Raw genomic sequence first — 16,613 nt, 5'->3', positions numbered from 1 at the left:
GAGGCCGACCCATGACGCGTTTCCTCGTCCGCCGGCTGCTCTCGGCCGCGCTCACGCTCTTCGCGGTCAGCGTGCTGAGCTTCCTGATGTTCTTCGCGCTGCCGCGCGACCCGGTCAGCGGCATGTGCCCGAAGAACTGCAACCCCGAGCGGCTGGAACGGGTCCGCCAGGAGCTGGGCCTGAACGACCCGCTGATCAGCCAGTACGCCGGCTACATGAAGGGCATCGTCACCGGGCGGGACCTGGGCAGCGCCCAGGGCGGCCAGTGCGACGCGCCCTGCCTCGGCTGGTCGTACGTCTCCAACGAGGCGGTCTCGGACACCATCGCCCGGGTGCTGCCGGTGACGCTGAGCATCGTCATCCCGGCGGCCATCCTGTGGCTGCTGCTCGGGGTCGGCCTGGGCATGCTGTCCGCGCTGCGCCGGGGGAGCTGGCTGGACCGGGCGGCGATCGGTTTCTCGCTGACCGGCGCCTCGCTGCAGCTGTACTTCGTCGGCGCGGTGCTGCTCATCGTGTTCGTCTACAACCTGCGCCTGCTTCCGGTGCCCAGCTACACCTCGTTCTTCGACGACCCCCTGAAATGGAGCAGCGGGCTGGTGCTGGCCTGGTTGGCGCTGGCCTTCCTCTTCTCCGCCATCTATGCCCGGCTGTCCCGGGCACAGATGTTGGAGACGCTGTCGGAGGACTTCGTCCGCACCGCCCGCGCCAAGGGCCTGGCCAAACGCAAGGTGTACGGCCGACATGCGCTGCGGGCCGCGATCACGCCGGTGGTGACCATCGCCGGCCTGGACGTGGGCGGGGCGCTCGGCGGCACCGTGATCACCGAGACGACATTCGGCCTGAACGGGATGGGTCGGACCGCGGTGGACGCGGTCCGCTCCGGTGACCTGCCGACCATCATGGCGACCGTGCTGATCGCGGCGGTCTTCGTGGTGCTCGCCAACGTGGTGGTGGACCTGCTCTACGCGGTGATCGACCCCCGGGTCCGGCTCGGCTGACCAGCCGGTCCGACGAAATTTATCGAAAACTGTTACACAACTCGTAGTTTTTCTTCTTTACGATCCTCGGGACGTCGGCGGATGCGCCCGGCGTACGGGTGGAGGAGGTAGGACATGCGACCACGCGCAGCGGCCGCCGTCGGCGGCGCCATCGCACTGGTTGTGGGGCTGGGCGCCTGCTCGGAGAACACGGGCGAGGGCACCAAGGTGGACGGCAACCGGCAGCAGACCGGGGTCATCGCGACCGACCCCAAGGACTCGCAGGGGCCGGCGGCCGAGGTGGAGGGCGCGGCCAAGGGCGGCACGTTCACCATCATCCGGGAGACCCCCATCTCCCACCTGGACCCGCAGCGGACGTACTCGTTCGCCGGTCTGATGGCCAACCCGCTCTTCAGCCGCTACCTGACCACGTGGAAGGACGACGGCAAGGGCGGCCTGGTCCTGGTGGGCGACCTGGCCGAGACCCCGGGCAAGAACGTCAACAACGACTGCAAGGTCTGGGAATTCACGATCAAGGACGGGGTGAAGTTCGAGGACGGCAGCCCGATCACCTCGAAGGAGATCGCGTACGGCATCGCCCGGTCCTTCGACCCGGACCTCACCGGCGGCCCCACCTACATCCAGGAGTGGCTGGCCGACACCCCGCAGTACGACACCAAGTGGGACTTCAAGAAGAACAAGACGTCGCTGCCGCCCGGCCTGACCACGCCGGACGACAAGACGCTGCGCTTCGAGTTCGCCAAGCCCCGCTGCGACCTGCCGTTCGCGGTTTCGCTGCCCACCACGGCGCCGCTGAAGCCGGAGAAGGACACCGGGGTCAACCTGGACCAGAAGCCGTTCTCGTCCGGCCCGTACAAGATCGCCAAGAACCAGGTGGGCGTCCAGCTCACGCTGGACCGCAACCCGAACTGGGACGCGAAGACCGACCCGGTGCGCCACCAGTACCCGGACCAGTTCGTGTGGAGCTTCGGCCCGACCGCGGACGCCGCCAACAACCGGGTGATCGCCGACAACGGCGCCGACCAGAGCGCGATCGCCTTCAACGCCGTGCCGGCCTCGCTGGTCGCCAAGGTGGCCGGTGACCCGGCCCTGAAGGCCCGCACCCTGCTGTCCCCGACCCCGAGCGCCAACCAGCTCGTGATCAACACCCAGCGGGTCAAGGACCTGAAGGTCCGCCAGGCGCTCAACTACGCGATCGACCGCGAGGGCCTGGTCAAGGCGCTCGGCGGCCAGACCGTGGCCCAGCCGATCACCACCCTGATGCCGCCGTCGACCATCGGTTACAAGGCGTACGACGCCTACCCGGCGGGCGCCAACGGCAACCCGGAGAAGGCGAAGGAGCTGCTCGGCGGCCAGACCGTGGAGCTGGTCCTCGGCGTCGCGGACAACACGACCGAGCAGCAGGAGGCGGTCCAGCTCAAGGGCAACCTGGAGCGCGCCGGCTTCAAGATCACCGTCCGGAACATCCCGGACGACGCGAAGCTGGACGAGGTCAAGAAGAAGGACAACCCGTGGGACCTGTACATCGGTAACTGGGCCGCGGACTGGCCGAGCGGTGCCTCGATCCTGCCGGTGCTCTACGACGGCCGCACCATCAAGGCCGAGGGCAACAGCAACCAGTCGTACTTCAACGACGACGCGATCAACGCCGAGATGGACCGGATCCTGGCGCTGCCCCCGGCCGACCAGGGCCCGGAGTGGGGCAAGCTGGACGAGCGGATCATGAAGGAGCACGCGCCGGTGGTGCCGCTCTACGTGGACGTGGCCTACAACGTGCACGGCTCCAAGGCCGGCGGGGTCTTCATCTCCTCCGTGTTCGGCTACCCGAACTTCGTCAACGCCTTCGTCAAGCAGTAGCCGTACCTGTGGTTGAAGGAAGGGCCCCTTCTTAACGCGCGACGTTAAGAAGGGGCCCTTCCTCTACCGCAGGCGTTAACAAGGGGCCCTTCCTTACGCCAGGTAGCGGCGGAGGAAGTCCAGTTCCAGGCGGAGCAGGCGCTCGGACACCCCGCCGGCGGCCAGGTGGCTCGCGCCGGTGAGCGGCAGCACCGCGTGCGGGCGGCCGGTGGCCAGCAGCGCGGCGGAGAGCCGCAGCGTGTGCGCGGCCAGCACGTTGTCGTCCACCAGCCCGTGCACCAGCAGCATCGGCCGGGCCTGCGCCGGGTCGCCGAGCGGCTCGGCGGCCAGCTCGACCAGCGAGTGGTGCGCGTAGACGTCCATCCCGTCGTCCGGCATGCCGAGGTAGCGCTCGCTGTAGGCGGTGTCGTACAGCGCCCAGTCGGTGACCGGCGCCCCGACGATCGCGCACTTGAACAGTTCGGGGTGGCGCAGCACCGCCAGCCCGGCCAGCCAGCCGCCGAACGACCAGCCGCGCACCGCCACCCGCTCCAGGTCCAGGTCGGGGTGCTTGCCGGCGAGCGCGGTGAGCGCGTCCACCTGGTCGCTCAGGATCACGTCGGCGACCCGGCGGTGGATCGCCTTCTCGAACGACGGCGCGATGCCCGGGGTGCCCCGGTTGTCGATGGTCACCACCGCGAAGCCCTGCTCGGCCCACCACTGCCGTTCCAGCCAGGCGCCGCGGGCCGCGATCACCTCCTGGTGGCCGGGGCCGCCGTAGATGTCCAGCAGCACCGGCAACCGGGTGCCCTTGACGTGCTCGACCGGGTAGAGCACCGCGCTGGGCAGCCGCCGGTCGGTCACCCGGACCATCGTCGGCCGCGGCGCGTACGAGCAGGTGGCGGCCAGTGAGCGCAGCTCGCCCACCTCGCGGTCGCCGTGCCACACCCGCCACCGCACGCCCGGGTGCTCCAGCGAGGCGATGCCCACGACCAGCGTGGCCCCGCCGATCGCGGCGGTGTGCCAGCCCGGGTCGCTGCCCATCCGGCGGGCGTCCATCCCACCGCCGATGGTGGTCCGCACCCGGTAGAGGTGGCGTTGGCTCGGCTCGCCCTCGCTCGCCTCCACCAGCAGGTCGGCCGCCTGGTTGGCGCCGGCCGGCAACCGCCCCACCACCCGCCGCACGTACAGCGAGGGTGGGGTGAGCAGCGTCCCGTCGGCGAAGAGGCAGCGGGCGTCGTACCCGTCGTGGGCCAGCTCGCCGCCGACCAGCACCCGCCCGTCCGGCAGGTGCGCCGGGGTGCCGGGGATCGGCTCCACCCAGCGCGGGTCGGCCAGCTCCGCGTGCACCTGCGTCTCCCCGGTGCGCGGGTCCACCGCGAGCACCAGGCCGTGCTGCTGCGAGCGGCGCAGCACGGTGATCAACGGCCCGCCGTCCGCCCAGTCCACCGAGCTGAGATAGGGGTAGGTCTCGCGGTCCCAGTGCACGTCGACCCAGCCGCCGTCGAGGTCGAGCAGGTGCAGGCTGACCTCCGCGTTCGGGCCGCCGGCGACCGGGTACGCCAGCGACGTCGGCGGGCTCGCCGGCTCGGCCGGGTCGTGCAGGTACCAGCGCTCCAGGCGGGACTCGTCGACCCGCGCGGCCAGCACGCTGCGCCCGTCCGGGGCCCACCAGTAGCCCCGGTAACGGTGGAACTCCTCGGCCGCGATGTGCTCGGCCAGCCCCCAGGTCACCCCGCTGTCCTCACCGGCGAGCAGGTTGTCCGTACCGTCCGGCTCGACGACCCGCAGCTGGCCCCGGCGGACGCCCTCGGCCGCGTCGGTGACGTAGGCCAGCCGTTCGCCGGCCGGGTCGGGTCGCGGGTCGATCACCGGCCCCACGGCGGCGACCTCGACCACGTCACCGTGCACCAGGTCGGCCCGGAACAGCCGCCCGGCCAGCGCGAACGCGGCCACCCGGCCGGTCGCGTCCAGCGCGTACGAGCCGATGCCGCCGGAGCTGAGTCGCAGCCGCTCGCGCAGCGCCCGCTCTCCGGGAGCGAGCCGGGTCGGCTCGGCGTCCGTGCCCAGCAGCACCGCCGGGTCCGCGACCAGGCGTTCCTCACCGCTGTCGACGTCGAGCAGCCAGAGCGCGTCGGCCGGGTCCTCCGGTCCCGCGGACCGCAGGAAGAGCACCCGGGAGCCGTCCCCCGCGACGGAGACGGCGCGCGGCGCCCCGTGGCTGAACCGACGGGTACGGGCGGCCAGCTCGGGAAAGTCCACGCCTGCAGATCGTAGGCGGGTGCCGGGCGTGATGTGGCCGACCTGGGCGGACGCATGAGCGCCGAGCGGGCAGGACCGCCGGTTAGAGTGACGGGCGTGACGACCCTGCCCGACCGACGCCTCCTGCTGGTCCACGCGCATCCCGACGACGAGTCGATCGGCACCGGCGCGACGATGGCGCACTACGCCGCGGCCGGCGCCCACGTCACGCTGGTGACCTGCACGCTGGGCGAGGAGGGCGAGATCCACGTGCCCGAGCTGGCCCAGCTCTGCGCCGCCGAGGCGGACCAGCTCGGCGGCTACCGCATCGGCGAGCTGGCCGCGGCGTGCGCCGCGCTCGGCGTCACCGACCACCGGTTCCTCGGCGGCGCCGGCCGCTACCGCGACTCCGGGATGATGGGGCTGGCCACCAACGACCACCCGCGGGCGTTCTGGCGCGCCGACCTCGACGAGGCCGCCGGGCACCTGCTGGAGGTCATCCGCGAGGTCCGCCCGCAGGTCGTGATCACGTACGACCCGAACGGCTTCTACGGGCACCCCGACCACATCCAGGCGCACCGGGTGGCGATGCGGGGCGTGGAGCTGGCCGCCGCCGAGGGGATCGCCCCGGCCAAGGTCTACTGGACGGCCATGCCGCGCAGCGTGCTGGACGCCGGCCTGGAGGCGTTCACCGAGTCGTCGGACAATCCCTTCGCCGGCATCGACGACGTCGACGAGCTGCCCTTCGGCACGCCGGACGCGCAGATCGCGGCGCGGATCGACGCCACCGAGCAGCACGCCGCGAAGGAGGCGGCGATGCGCGCCCACGCCACCCAGATCCCGGCCAACTCGTGGCTCTACTCGATCGCCGGCAACTTCGGCGCCGAGTTCATGGGGGTCGAATACTTCACGCTCGCGGTCGGCGGCAGGGGCCCGGGCGTCGGCCCGTACGGCTGGGAGGACGACCTCTTCGCCGGGTTGGGCCTGGACGGGCCGGACCGCACCCCGGTCGCGGCGGCCGGTCTCCGGTGACGCTGCCCGCCGCACCCGTGTCGATCCTTCCCGAGCCGCAGCCACCCGCGTCGCCGTCGCGCGCCGAGCGGGCGCTCGACCGCGTGGTACGCGTGGCCGGTGGCGTGGTGACGGTCTGGGCCGGTGTCCTGGCCGCGCTGCTCGACCTGATCTTCGCGACTTGGGCGTGGGAGACGGTGCAGGGCCGCTCCGGCGGCGCCCAGGCGCTGGTCGGGATCGGTCTGGTGCTCGCCGGGATCGCGGCCGTGGTCGCGTCGACGGTGCTGCTGGGCTCGTTCGCGCACCGGTCGACCGGCACCCGGTGGGCGGTGGCGCTGGCCGCGTTGCCCTGGTTCCTGGTGATCGTCGTGGGCGGCTTCCGCACCACCGAGGGGGACCTGGCGCTGGCCGGTGACAACGTGCTCGGCCTGGCGCTGATCGTCGCCGGTGCGGTCACCTTCGCGGTGCTCGGCTTCCGGCAGATCGTGGTGCCGCCGCCGGTCTCCCGGTGAGGTGCTGACGCCGCACAGGTGGCGGTGGTAGACATTCCTGCCAGAGGCCCGCCGTGGGGGCGGGTGGTACGGCGGGAGGCGTGCGATGGCTCAGAGGTGGCGTGCGGTCGGCGTGCTGGCGGCCGCGTTGTTCGCGGTGAACGTGGTGGCCCGGCTGGTCATCCGGTTCGCGTTCCCGGACGACGACACCGCCTCCGGCCGGGTCTCCCTGGCGATGTTCCTGGTGATCGGGCTGGTCCTGGCCGTCACCTCGTTCCGCTGGGGCGCCGACCGGCCGCTCGGGCACTGGGCGGGCGACCTGGCCGTCGGCGTGGTCGTGGCGCTGGCGCTGACCGTGTTCGTCGGCCCGCTGCTGGTCGGGGAGAACCCGTTCGGCGGGGGCGCGGGTCTCTTCTTCGCCCAGATCTGGCTCTACCTCGCGGCCACCCTGGCCGGCGTGCTGGTGGGCTACCTGATCCTCACCGCGCTCGGCCGGGACCACCGGTCCCGCCAGCTCAAGCGGTACGCCGAGATGAAGGCGTCCCGGCCCCGCAAGATCGTCCGCCGCTGACCTCAGGGGGCGACCCGGGTCAGGTAGGTGTGGTGGGTGGTGAAGCCGAGCCGACGGTAGAGCGCCACCGCGCCCACGTTGCGCTGCTCCACCTGGAGAAACGCGCGGGACGCTCCCTCCGCCGCGGCCCACCCGGCCAGGGCGCGCACGACCGCCGCGGCGAACCCCTGCCGGCGGGCCTCCGGCAGCACCTCCAGCAGGCTGACGCCGAACCAGCGGCCCTCGCCGGTGACGGTGCCGCGGCCCACCGCGAGCAGCCGCCCGTCGACCCGCAGCTCGGCGAAGCGGACCCGCGCCACGGCGGTGAGCACGTGCCGCGCCTCCGCCGGCAGTCCGCCCTTGCGGTCGGCGGCGACCGCCAGCCAGTCGTCGGCGGGCGCGTCGGCCAGCGTCACCCGCCGCTCCGGCGCGGCGTCGGCGTCCGGTGCGGTCAGGGTGGCCAGCGGGACGGTCTGGACCAGCACCGGCGGGCGGGACGTCCAGCCGCGCGCGTCCAGTTCCGCGCCGACCGGGGCGGCCAGCGGCAGCGGGGTGTTCACCAGCGCCGGTTGGCCCCGGTCGGCGTACCAGCGCTGCACGGCGTCCAGCGCGGCGGGCAGCGGGCGGTCCGGGTCGCCGATCGGCAGCGCGCTGTTCGCCCGGCCGGTCCAGCCGGCGGCCGAGCGCAGGCGCCAGTCGCCGAGCCGTCCGCGTACCGGGGCGGGCCAGGCCTCGTCGGCGGCCACCTCCAGGTCGACCACGGCGGCGGCGGTGGGCCGGCGGGCCGGCGGCACCCGCTTGGCCCGGTGCACCTCGCCGACCGGTACGCGCAGCGGACCGGCGTCGGTGGCGAGCGTGATGTGCGTCTCGCTCAGCTCCACCAGCTCGCCGAGCGCGTCGGAGAACAGCGGCCGGCCTCCCCGAATCCCCACAATCCGGCGGACCACGATCCGGTGTCCCACGTCCTGCTGTCGGAGCACGATCGACCCCCTCCCCGGCGAGATACTAGGCTCTTACCGTTGCGGATGATCGCGACGAGTCTTGCGGAGGAGAAGACCGGTGACCTACATCATCGCCGAGCCGTGCGTGGACGTGCTCGACAAGGCATGCATCGAGGAGTGCCCGGTCGACTGCATCTACGAGGGCAACCGGATGCTCTACATCCACCCCGACGAGTGCGTCGACTGTGGTGCCTGTGAGCCGGTCTGCCCGGTCGAGGCGATCTTCTACGAGGACGACGTGCCGGAGCAGTGGAAGGACTACACCGGCGCGAACTACGAGTTCTTCGAGGACCTGGGCTCGCCCGGGGGCGCCTCCAAGATCGGCAAGGTGGAGAAGGACGCCACCTTCGTCGCCGCGCAGCCGCCGCGCGGCGAGGGCCACTGAGCCGGCCCACGCCGGTCTCGGCACGGCTGCCCGAGTTCACCTGGGACACGCTGGACGCCGCGGCCGCCACGGCCGCGGCGCACCCGGGTGGTCTCGTCAACCTCTCCATGGGCACGCCGGTCGACCCGGTGCCACCGTTGATCCGGCAGGCGCTGGCCGACGCGTCGGACGCGCCGGGCTACCCGTTGACGGCGGGCACGGCCACCCTGCGGGACGCGATCGCGGCCTGGGTGGCCCGGGCCTGCGGCGCGGGCGTCGACGGGCTGGGTGTGCTGCCGACGATCGGCTCCAAGGAGCTGGTGGCCTGGCTGCCCACGCTGCTCGGGCTCGGCCCCGGTGACGTGGTCGTGGTGCCGTCGGTCGCCTACCCGACCTACGAGGACGGGGCGCGGCTGGCCGGCGCGACCACGGTGCGCAGCGACTCGCTGACCGCCCTCGGCCCGGATCCCCGGGTGCGCCTGGTCTGGGTCAACTCGCCCGGCAACCCGACCGGCCGGGTGCTGCCCGCCGCCCACCTGCGCAAGGTGGTCGAGTGGGCGCGGGAGCGCGGGGCGGTGGTCGCCAGCGACGAGTGCTACCTGCCGTTGGGGTGGGACGCGCAGCCCGTCTCGATCCTCTCGCCCGAGGTCTGCGGCGGGTCGTACGCGGGCGTGCTGGCGGTGCACTCGCTCTCCAAGCGCTCCAACCTGGCCGGCTACCGGGCCGGGTTCGTCGCCGGCGACCCGGCGCTGGTGGCCGAGCTGCTCAAGATCCGTAAGCACGCCGGCATGATCGTGCCGGCCCCGGTGCAGGCCGCCATGGTGGCCGCGCTCGGCGACCAGGCCCACGCCGACGCCCAACGGGAGCGCTACCGGGCCCGGCGGGAGAAGCTGCGGGCCGCGTTCACCGGCGCCGGCTTCACCGTCGAGCACTCCGAGGCCGGGCTCTACCTGTGGCTGACCCGCGACGAGGACTGCTGGGACACGGTCGACTGGCTGGCCCGGCGGGGCATCCTGGTCGCCGCCGGGGTCTTCTACGGCCCGGCCGGTGCCCGGCACGTCCGGGTGGCGCTGACCGAGTCCGACGAGCGCGTCGACGCGGTGGCCGGCCGGCTGGCCGAGTCCTGACCACCCGGCCGCCGGCCCCGACCGGGGCCGGCGGCCGGAACGGCTCAGCCGTTGATCCGTCGGAACACCGTCAGCAGCGTGTCCCGGCTGCGCTTCTCCAGGAACTCGCTGGCCATCAGCTCCTGCATCTGCACGGTGCGGCCGTCGAACAGGGTCAGCGTGGCCTTCAACGGCACCTCCCGCCGCACCTCCACCGAGGTGATCTCCTCGTACGGCAGGTACGGGTGCCGGCCGGCCAGCTCGGCGACCGGCACCGAGCCGACCAGCGCGGTCAGCCGCTTCTCGCCCTCGCCGGCCTTGCCCGGGTCGGGGATCAGCACCAGGCCGTTGTCGAGCACCAGCACGTCGTGCTCCCGGCCGTCGATCTTGATGTTGGCCAGCCCGCCGATCAGGTCGGCGTCCCGGGCCGACGCGCGGGCCTGCACCACCGTGGCGGCGCCGACGTCGATCCCCAGCGCGGCCAGCCGGGCCAGCGCCTCGTCCAGGCTCTCCGGCGCGACCGCCAGCTTGGCCACCTCGGCCAGGTCCCACGGCTCACCCGCCGGACCGACCAGCTGCGCCGGCCCGGACCAGGAGAGCTGCCACCGGGCCCGCCCGGCGCGGACCGCCGCGTTGTCCAGCAGGGTCTCCATCGGGCCGGCGAAGGCGGCGGCGGCCTCCTCGCGGGTGGCGCCGCCGAAGAACCGCTCGGCGAACTCGCCGAGCCGACCGGCGCGGACCAGTTCCAGCACGGTCGGCAGTCCCGGCCCGGCGTTGCCGGTGAACCGGCCGGCCGCCCGGTAGATGCCGTCCGCCTGCCGCTGCACGCCGGCAGCCACCGACTCGGCGACGAACTGCGGCCAGGGCAGCAGCCGCCGGGAGCCGTGCTCGACCACCAGTGACTGGAGCGCGCGGCCGGCCCCGGCCACGTCGGCGAGCAGGATCCAGGCCGGTCGGTCGTCCGCACCCGCCGCCGTCGGCGGCACGGACGTCATCGCGGCGACGCGGACGCCGATCGGCGGGTGGGTGTCCCACCGGGACGGAGTGCCCTCCGGGGCGTTCTCCCGCAGCTCGTCGATCTCGTCACGGCGCGCCTGGAGCAGGTGCGCGAAGCCGCCGAAGAGGTCGTCCGGCGCGAGCCCGGCCGACCAGCCCGGCTCGACGTAGCGGCGCATGTAGAAGCCCCAGGCGGCGTCCAGCGCCGGCAGCGTGCGCAGCGCCGAGGTGGCCGCCTCGGTGCCGGCGAGCGCGACGGAGGCGCGGTCCGCCTCCAGCTCCTGACGGCGCGACGCGGCGTTGTCGACCATCAGGTAGAGCATCGCGTAACCCTTGAACACCCAGCCGATCGGGTTGCGCGGGCTGATCCGCTCGATGGTCTCCCCGATCGCCACCCGGCCCCGGTAGGCGACGCCGCCCAACCGGGTGTGCCGGCCGGAGTAGTGGCCCAGCTCGTGCGCCAGGACCGACCGGAGCTGGTCGATCCGCATGGCCTGGAGAAGCGGCAACCCGAGGTAGAGGGTGCGCCGTCCGGCGATCAGGCCGAGCAGCCTGCTCTGCTCGCCGACCGCCGCGTTCACCTCCGGCACCAGCCGGATCTCGTCCGGCGCCCGGGTGCCGACCGCCGTCGCCAGCTCACGCACGGTGGCCCAGAGCTGGGGCGCCGCGCGCTCGTCCAGGATCAGGCCGGGCGCCGGCTCGTTCTTCGTACGGATCGCCTTCCACATCCCCACGCCGACCGCGCCGAGCGCGACCACCAGCGGCAGCAGCAGCTTGCCGGTGATCACGCCGCTGGTGTGGCCGAACAGCCAGACCCCGAGCGCGACCACGGCGGCGAGCTGGAGCAGCGCGACGACGTAGAAACCGATCAACATGACCACCGAGGCGAGCGCCCGGTACGTCGCGGACATGCGTCTTCCTTCCCCCGTTGACGAGGGCCCGACCGGTCGATCCGGTCGAGCCGCCGGGGGACCGTACGACGCGGGTCCGACGGGGACAACCCCCGTCCGTCCGAATCGATCTCCCCCGAGGACCCGACCGTGATCCCGGGCGGGGCGGCGGGCGATATCCTCGGCGGGACTTCCCCGCGGGGCCGCCCGGCTCCGGGACGACGCGGACGCCGAGGTGGGCCGATGGTGGGCGAGGCCGGCGGGCTGGCGCGCGCGGCGGTGGTCGGCACCGGGTTGATCGGCGGCTCGGTGCTGCTCCGGCTGCGCGACGCGGGCCTCGACGTGGCCGGCTGGGATCCGGAGCCGGCGGTCCGGCGTCGGCTGCGGGATCGGGGCGTCGCGGTGTCCGACACGGTCGAGCAGGCGGTCGCCGGCCGGGACGTGGTGTTCGTCTGCGGGCCGCTGCCCACTTTGCCCGCCATGCTGGCCCGGGTGGCCGCCGCCACCGACGACCGGTGCGTGCTCACCGACGTGGGCAGCACCAAGGCGGAGGTGGCCACGGCGGCCACCGCGCAGGGGCTCGGGCGCCGGTTCGTGCCCGGGCACCCGATGGCCGGCGCCGACCGGGCCGGTCTCGGTGCGGCCGGCGCGGACCTGCTCGACGGCGCCGCCTGGGTGCTCTGCCCGGGGCCGACCGGCCTGGACGCGTTCCGTCGGCTCACCGCGCTGCTCGTCGACGTCTTCCACGCGCGGGTGGTGCCGATGTCGGCGCCGGAGCACGACGCCGCCGCCGCGCTCGCCTCGCACGTGCCGCACGTGCTGGCCGGCGCGTTGGCCGGCACGGTGCAGCGCTCGGCGCTGCGGGACGCGGTGCTGGCGCTGGCCGCCGGCAGTTTCGCCGACGGCACCCGGGTCGCCGGTGGCCCGCCCGAGCGGACCGCGAACATGCTGCTCGCCAACCGGGACCGGGTACTGGTCGAGCTGACCGCCGTCGGCGCGTTCCTGGACGAGGTGGCCGCGGCGTTGCGGGCCGGCGACGCCGACGCGCTGACCGGCCGGCTGGCCGAGGCGCGGGCGGCCCGGGCCACGCTGTGCGCGCGGGGGTTCACCGCGCACCGGCGGGAGTTCCCGGCCGGCGCGGACCACGCCGGCGAGCTGGCCTACCTGCGTGAGCTGGGCGCGGCGGGCGGTCACCTGACCGGGTGCCGGGTGACGGCCGGCGCGGTCGGCTACACGGCGCACCTGCCGGCCACCCCGCCGTTAGGCTGAGCGGCATGGCGGACGCACCGGTCGTGGCGGTACGCGGCGAGGCGTACCGGGAGGTGGCCCCCGAGCTGGCCCGGTTCACGGTGACCGCGGTCGCGCGGGACCGCGACCGGGAGACCACGCTGACCCGTCTCGCCGAACGGGCCGCCGCGGTGCGCGCGCTGCTCGACGCCGCCGGGCCGACCGTGGAACGGCGGGAGACCGGCCAGGTCCGGGTCTGGCCGGTGACGAAGCGCTCCGGCGAGCGGGTGGTGGCCTACCAGGGCAGCGTGAGCACCACGGTCACGGTCACCGACTTCACCGCGCTGGGCGAGCTGATGCTGCGCCTGGCCGACCAGGAGCAGGTCGAGGTGGCCGGTCCGGTGTGGTCCCTGCGGCCGGACAGCCCGGCCCACCGGGAGGCGCGGCACGCCGCGATCGCCGACGCGCTGGTCCGCGCCCGGGAGTACGCGGAGGCGCTCGGCGCCCGGGTGACCGCCCTGCGGGAGCTGGCCGACACCGGTCTGACCGCCGCGCCGCCGATGCTGGCGAAGGCCGCGTTCGCCCGGTCCGGCGACTCCGCTCCGGAGCTGGAGCTGGACCCGGCCCCACAGCCGGTGCAGGCGGCGGTCGAGGCGCGGTTCACCATCAGCGAGCCGGTGCTCGACTGATGCCGCCGGCCCAGGTGCTCCCGCTCCGCGAGCTGGTCGCCCGCGCCCGGGCGCTGGCCGAGGACGGCCCCCGGCAGTTGCTCGGCATCGCCGGCGCGCCCGGGGTAGGGAAGTCCACGCTGGCGGAACGGATCGTGGCCGAGGTCGGTCCGACCGCCCGACTGGTGCCGATGGACGGCTTCCACCTGGCCGGGTCGGCACTGGCCCGGCTCGGGCGCGCGGCGCGCAAGGGCGCGCCGGACACGTTCGACGTCAACGGTTTCGTGGCCACGCTGCGCCGGTTGCGCCGGCTGGAGCCGACGTCGGTGTGGGCGCCGGAGTTCCGCCGCGACCTGGAGGAGCCGGTCGCCGGTGCGATCGAGGTGCCGCCCGAGGTGCGCCTGGTGGTCACCGAGGGCAACTATCTGCTGCTGCGCGACGACCCGTGGGAGGAGGTGCGTTCGCTGCTGCACCAGGCGTGGTTCCTCGACCTGGACGCCGAGCTGCGGCTGCGCCGGCTCACCGCCCGCCACGAGGCGTACGGGAAGTCGCCGGAGCAGGCACGCGCCTGGGCGCTCGGCAGCGACGAGGAGAACGCCCGGCTGGTGGCCGGCACGGCGGGGCAGGCCGACCTGGTGGTCCGGCTAGCCGATCCGTTGCCGGGGTGACGGCACGGTCCGGCGCAGCAGCCGGGCCACCACGGCCCGCTCGCGGGCGAACTCGACCGCCTCGGGATATCCGCTGTGGCTGCGGATCGGCGGGTCGGCCACCTCGCCGCCGGAGGGGTGCAGCGCTTCCGGGTCGGTCACCGGCACGTCCCGCTGTCCGGCACTCACCGGCCAGCCGAGCGGGTCGGTGTTCCGCCAGAAGTTCGTCCAGGCGACGTGCCCGCCGGGCCAGGTGACCGCCCGGGCCAGCGTGCGCAGGCGCTCGGGCCCGAAGTAGGCCGGGAAGACACGACCGTAGAGCCGGGTGAGCTGGCAGCCGTAGGAGAAGAACCAGGTTCGTCGCCGCCACCGGCGGGGCAGTTGGAGCAGCACCGCGGCGCAGATGACGGTGCCCTGGCTGTGACCGGAGAGGATCACGCCGTCCATCCGGTCGGGGTGGTGCGGCGGCAGTGCCAGCAGCCCGGCCACCCGGGTCTGGAGTTCCGGCACGGCGCGCTCGGCGTAGCTCGGCGGGGCGAGCGGGTGCGCGGCCCGGGGCCAGAACGTGCACACGTCCCAGACCACGCCGACCGAGCGGCGCACCGAGTCGGTGCGGTAGACCAGCAGCCCGAGCGCGCCCGTGATCACCGGCAGCCAGCCGAGCAGGGCGTCGCCCCGCTCGGCGGCCCAGTGGATCGCGGTCTGCCAGCCGGCGGGGGAGAGCGGGCTGGGCCGGTGGCCGGAGAGCGCCGCGGCGCAGCAGAGGGTGACCAGCACCGCGGAGACGGTGGCGTAGCAGCCCACCAGCCGGACCGCGTGCTCGCCGACGAGCCGGTGCAGCGCCCGGTAGGTGCTGACGTCACGGCACCGGCGCAGGTCGTGGGCGGAGAGGCCGCCGGCGGCGGTCAGCCGGGCGTACTCGGCGCGGCGCAGGCGGTGCAGCAGGACCGCGACCCGCACCAGCAGCGCGAGCAGTGCGAGCAGGCCGATCACGCAGGCCAGCCCGGCCCAGAAGACGGCGAGCGGGGGCACCACCCGGCTCGGCCCGCTCGGCTCGGCCCGCCCGTCGAGCCGGTCGCTGACCCAGTAGAGCAGCCCGGCGCAGTACGCCACGGCCATCATCCAGCCGAAACCCGCGATGACCGCCGGCGCGCAGCCGCGCCAGGCGAGATCGGTGTACGCCCCGAGCGGCTGGGTCGGCACGGCGGGCCGGAGGCGGGGCAGCACCAGGCCGGCGACGGCCAGCGCGACCACCGGGCCGACGAGCATCCAGGTGCGCGCTCCGTACGGCGCGGCGGGCAGACCGGGCAGGCCGCGCTCGATCCAGGCCGTCCCGACGGGCAGCAGCACGGCGCCGAGCACCGGTCCGAGCAGCGCGCGCCGACCGGAACGGTTCGTCGCGGCGATGGCCACCAGCAGCAGCACCTGGTAGGTGACGAGCCAGGCGACCGCGGTGTCGTACCCGGGCAGCGACCGATCGGTGCGGCACCCGGTCAGGTCGGGTTGCGCGACGCACCCGAGCGGCGGGCGGTAGGTCGACAGCGGCTGACCGGCCGGACCGTCCGGGAGCAACAGCAGGGCGAACGTGCCGGCCAGACCGAGCAGGGTGAGCCCGGCCACCGCCGCGCTCCACCGGCCGAGCGGGGTCGCGCCCTGGCGTCGGCTGAGCCAGGGGCGACCCACCGCGACCACCGCGATCGCCACCACGGCGACCAGCAGCGCCACCGTCGACCAGGCGACCGCGGCCCGTACGCCGCGCGGCGGGTCCATGATCATTACGGCGGCCACCGGTACGGCGGCGGCCACCACCGCCCCGGTGCACAGGTGCAGCACGGCGGCCCGGCGCAGCTGGCCCTCCCCGTTCCAGAACGTCGGGTCCTGCAACGGGTTCTCCGGGAGTTCCGGCGGTTCCGGTCGCTCGACCGGCTGACCGCCGTCCTCCGGCGCGACCGGGCGGTGGCGGGGCTCCGCCGGCATCTGCGCCTCGTACTGGTAGGTGCGCCAGGCGACCAGCCCGATCGCGCCGACCACGAGCAGCGGCAGCAACAGCCCGAGGGCGAGCGCCCGGGTGCCCTGGCGCCACCACGGGTCGCCGAGGAACTCCCACGGCCCGGGGATCTGGCCGAGGCAGTCCCGTCCCACGCACTGCCAGCCGATGAGGTCCACCCCGACCCCGGTCACCGCGATCACCAGGGTGCAGGTCAGGCTCAGGCAGAACAGCCGGATGAGCCAGGCGGTGATGCCGGAGCGGCTGGCCCAGCGTTCCTGGTCCGGGTCCGGCGGGATGCCGGCGCGGGCGTGCAGGGCGACGTTGGCCAGCGCGAACGGCAGCAGGAGCGTCCACAGGGCCCGCTCGACGTCCCGCCGGGTCCGCGCGCCCGAGGTCAGCCGCCCCCAGCTGTACGCCTCGACCGTGACCGGGTCGTCCCGCTGGGCGGCGCTGGACCGGAAGAAGCCGGTCACCGGCCCGCCGGCGACCTGTTCCGGTTGCGGACCGTCACCGCCTGGCGTGGCCCGGAGGCCGAGCAGCTGATCGGGCGGGGTGTTGGACACCCCGTGCACCCGCAGCTCCAGCACCCGTTCCATC

Annotated in this window: 14 protein-coding genes; 10 read left to right on the top strand and 4 right to left on the bottom strand. The window is 74.3% G+C overall.

Features of this window, described 5'->3' with window-relative positions; genetic code table 11:
- Positions 1 to 11 precede the first annotated feature (11 nt).
- Together COO58_RS23740 and COO58_RS23735 are read left to right on the top strand one after the other, a co-directional pair.
- Positions 12 to 998 (top strand): ABC transporter permease, encoded by a 987-nt coding sequence (locus COO58_RS23740; protein ID WP_091570654.1) that lies wholly within the window; start codon positions 12 to 14, stop codon positions 996 to 998.
- Between the two features lie 114 nt (positions 999 to 1,112).
- Positions 1,113 to 2,855 (top strand): ABC transporter substrate-binding protein, encoded by a 1,743-nt coding sequence (locus COO58_RS23735; RefSeq protein ID WP_098747237.1) that lies wholly within the window; start codon positions 1,113 to 1,115, stop codon positions 2,853 to 2,855.
- A gap of 93 nt (positions 2,856 to 2,948) precedes the next feature.
- Here the strand turns inward: COO58_RS23735 and COO58_RS23730 are convergent, their stop codons facing one another.
- Entirely contained in the window at positions 2,949 to 5,096 is a 2,148-nt protein-coding gene (locus COO58_RS23730; protein WP_091570663.1) for a prolyl oligopeptidase family serine peptidase, read from the bottom strand.
- An 87-nt stretch (positions 5,097 to 5,183) separates the two neighbouring features.
- On the opposite strand from COO58_RS23730, the gene mshB reads away from it, so the two are divergent.
- The 3 genes from mshB (at position 5,184) to COO58_RS23715 (ending at position 7,148) form a co-directional block, all read left to right on the top strand.
- The gene (gene mshB / locus COO58_RS23725; RefSeq protein WP_091570667.1) at positions 5,184 to 6,107 is read left to right on the top strand and encodes an N-acetyl-1-D-myo-inositol-2-amino-2-deoxy-alpha-D-glucopyranoside deacetylase; all 924 of its coding nucleotides are present in this window, start codon (positions 5,184 to 5,186) and stop codon (positions 6,105 to 6,107) included.
- Positions 6,104 to 6,598 (top strand): hypothetical protein, encoded by a 495-nt coding sequence (locus COO58_RS23720; protein ID WP_091570671.1) that lies wholly within the window; start codon positions 6,104 to 6,106, stop codon positions 6,596 to 6,598. The genes mshB and COO58_RS23720 overlap by 4 nt, the downstream gene beginning before the upstream one ends.
- 85 nt (positions 6,599 to 6,683) lie before the next feature.
- Positions 6,684 to 7,148: a hypothetical protein gene (locus tag COO58_RS23715; RefSeq protein ID WP_098747236.1), complete on the top strand. Its 465-nt coding sequence runs from the start codon at positions 6,684 to 6,686 to the stop codon at positions 7,146 to 7,148.
- Positions 7,149 to 7,150: 2 nt separating this feature from the next.
- On the opposite strand, the gene COO58_RS23710 is transcribed toward COO58_RS23715, so the two are convergent.
- Positions 7,151 to 8,107, bottom strand: coding sequence for a GNAT family N-acetyltransferase (locus COO58_RS23710; RefSeq protein WP_091570679.1), 957 nt, complete (start codon positions 8,105 to 8,107; stop codon positions 7,151 to 7,153).
- Between the two features lie 79 nt (positions 8,108 to 8,186).
- On the opposite strand from COO58_RS23710, the gene fdxA reads away from it, so the two are divergent.
- Together fdxA and dapC are read left to right on the top strand one after the other, a co-directional pair.
- On the top strand, positions 8,187 to 8,513 hold the full coding sequence (gene fdxA / locus COO58_RS23705; RefSeq protein ID WP_007464872.1) for a ferredoxin: 327 nt from the start codon (positions 8,187 to 8,189) through the stop codon (positions 8,511 to 8,513).
- A complete protein-coding gene (gene dapC / locus COO58_RS23700) occupies positions 8,510 to 9,619 on the top strand; it encodes a succinyldiaminopimelate transaminase (protein WP_098747401.1) in 1,110 nt (369 codons plus the stop codon). The genes fdxA and dapC overlap by 4 nt, the downstream gene beginning before the upstream one ends.
- A gap of 44 nt (positions 9,620 to 9,663) precedes the next feature.
- On the opposite strand, the gene COO58_RS23695 is transcribed toward dapC, so the two are convergent.
- Positions 9,664 to 11,505, bottom strand: a complete 1,842-nt coding sequence (locus COO58_RS23695) for a M48 family metallopeptidase (protein WP_091570686.1) — start codon at positions 11,503 to 11,505, stop codon at positions 9,664 to 9,666.
- 222 nt (positions 11,506 to 11,727) lie between these two features.
- Between COO58_RS23695 and COO58_RS23690 the strand changes: the two genes are divergently transcribed.
- The 3 genes from COO58_RS23690 to COO58_RS23680 are packed head-to-tail and all read left to right on the top strand — an operon-like array spanning position 11,728 to position 14,047.
- A complete protein-coding gene (locus COO58_RS23690) occupies positions 11,728 to 12,753 on the top strand; it encodes a prephenate dehydrogenase/arogenate dehydrogenase family protein (protein WP_098747232.1) in 1,026 nt (341 codons plus the stop codon).
- 5 nt (positions 12,754 to 12,758) lie between these two features.
- Positions 12,759 to 13,400, top strand: coding sequence for an SIMPL domain-containing protein (locus COO58_RS23685; RefSeq protein WP_091570694.1), 642 nt, complete (start codon positions 12,759 to 12,761; stop codon positions 13,398 to 13,400).
- Positions 13,400 to 14,047 (top strand): nucleoside/nucleotide kinase family protein, encoded by a 648-nt coding sequence (locus COO58_RS23680; protein WP_091570699.1) that lies wholly within the window; start codon positions 13,400 to 13,402, stop codon positions 14,045 to 14,047. The genes COO58_RS23685 and COO58_RS23680 overlap by 1 nt, the downstream gene beginning before the upstream one ends.
- Here the strand turns inward: COO58_RS23680 and COO58_RS23675 are convergent.
- Complete coding sequence (locus COO58_RS23675) at positions 14,024 to 16,612, bottom strand: hypothetical protein (protein WP_098747229.1); 2,589 nt, start codon at positions 16,610 to 16,612, stop codon at positions 14,024 to 14,026. The two genes, COO58_RS23680 and COO58_RS23675, sit on opposite strands and share 24 nt — an antisense overlap.
- Position 16,613: the final 1 nt, after the last annotated feature.

The sequence above is a fragment of the Micromonospora sp. WMMA1996 genome, from assembly GCF_002573675.1.
GTDB lineage: Bacteria > Actinomycetota > Actinomycetes > Mycobacteriales > Micromonosporaceae > Micromonospora > Micromonospora sediminicola.
This window is presented reverse-complemented; position numbering and strand designations above follow the sequence as displayed.

Excerpts from the sequence above, each read along its gene's own strand:
- COO58_RS23680 (WP_091570699.1), top strand. The coding sequence starts at position 13,400 with ATGCCGCCGGCCCAGGTGCTCCCGCTCCGCGAGCTGGTCGCCCGCGCC.
- COO58_RS23740 (WP_091570654.1), top strand. The coding sequence starts at position 12 with ATGACGCGTTTCCTCGTCCGCCGGCTGCTCTCGGCCGCGCTCACGCTC.
- COO58_RS23735 (WP_098747237.1), top strand. The coding sequence starts at position 1,113 with ATGCGACCACGCGCAGCGGCCGCCGTCGGCGGCGCCATCGCACTGGTT.
- COO58_RS23685 (WP_091570694.1), top strand. The coding sequence starts at position 12,759 with ATGGCGGACGCACCGGTCGTGGCGGTACGCGGCGAGGCGTACCGGGAG.
- COO58_RS23695 (WP_091570686.1), bottom strand. The coding sequence starts at position 11,505 with ATGTCCGCGACGTACCGGGCGCTCGCCTCGGTGGTCATGTTGATCGGT.
- COO58_RS23715 (WP_098747236.1), top strand. The coding sequence starts at position 6,684 with ATGGCTCAGAGGTGGCGTGCGGTCGGCGTGCTGGCGGCCGCGTTGTTC.
- COO58_RS23675 (WP_098747229.1), bottom strand. The coding sequence starts at position 16,612 with ATGGAACGGGTGCTGGAGCTGCGGGTGCACGGGGTGTCCAACACCCCG.
- COO58_RS23690 (WP_098747232.1), top strand. The coding sequence starts at position 11,728 with ATGGTGGGCGAGGCCGGCGGGCTGGCGCGCGCGGCGGTGGTCGGCACC.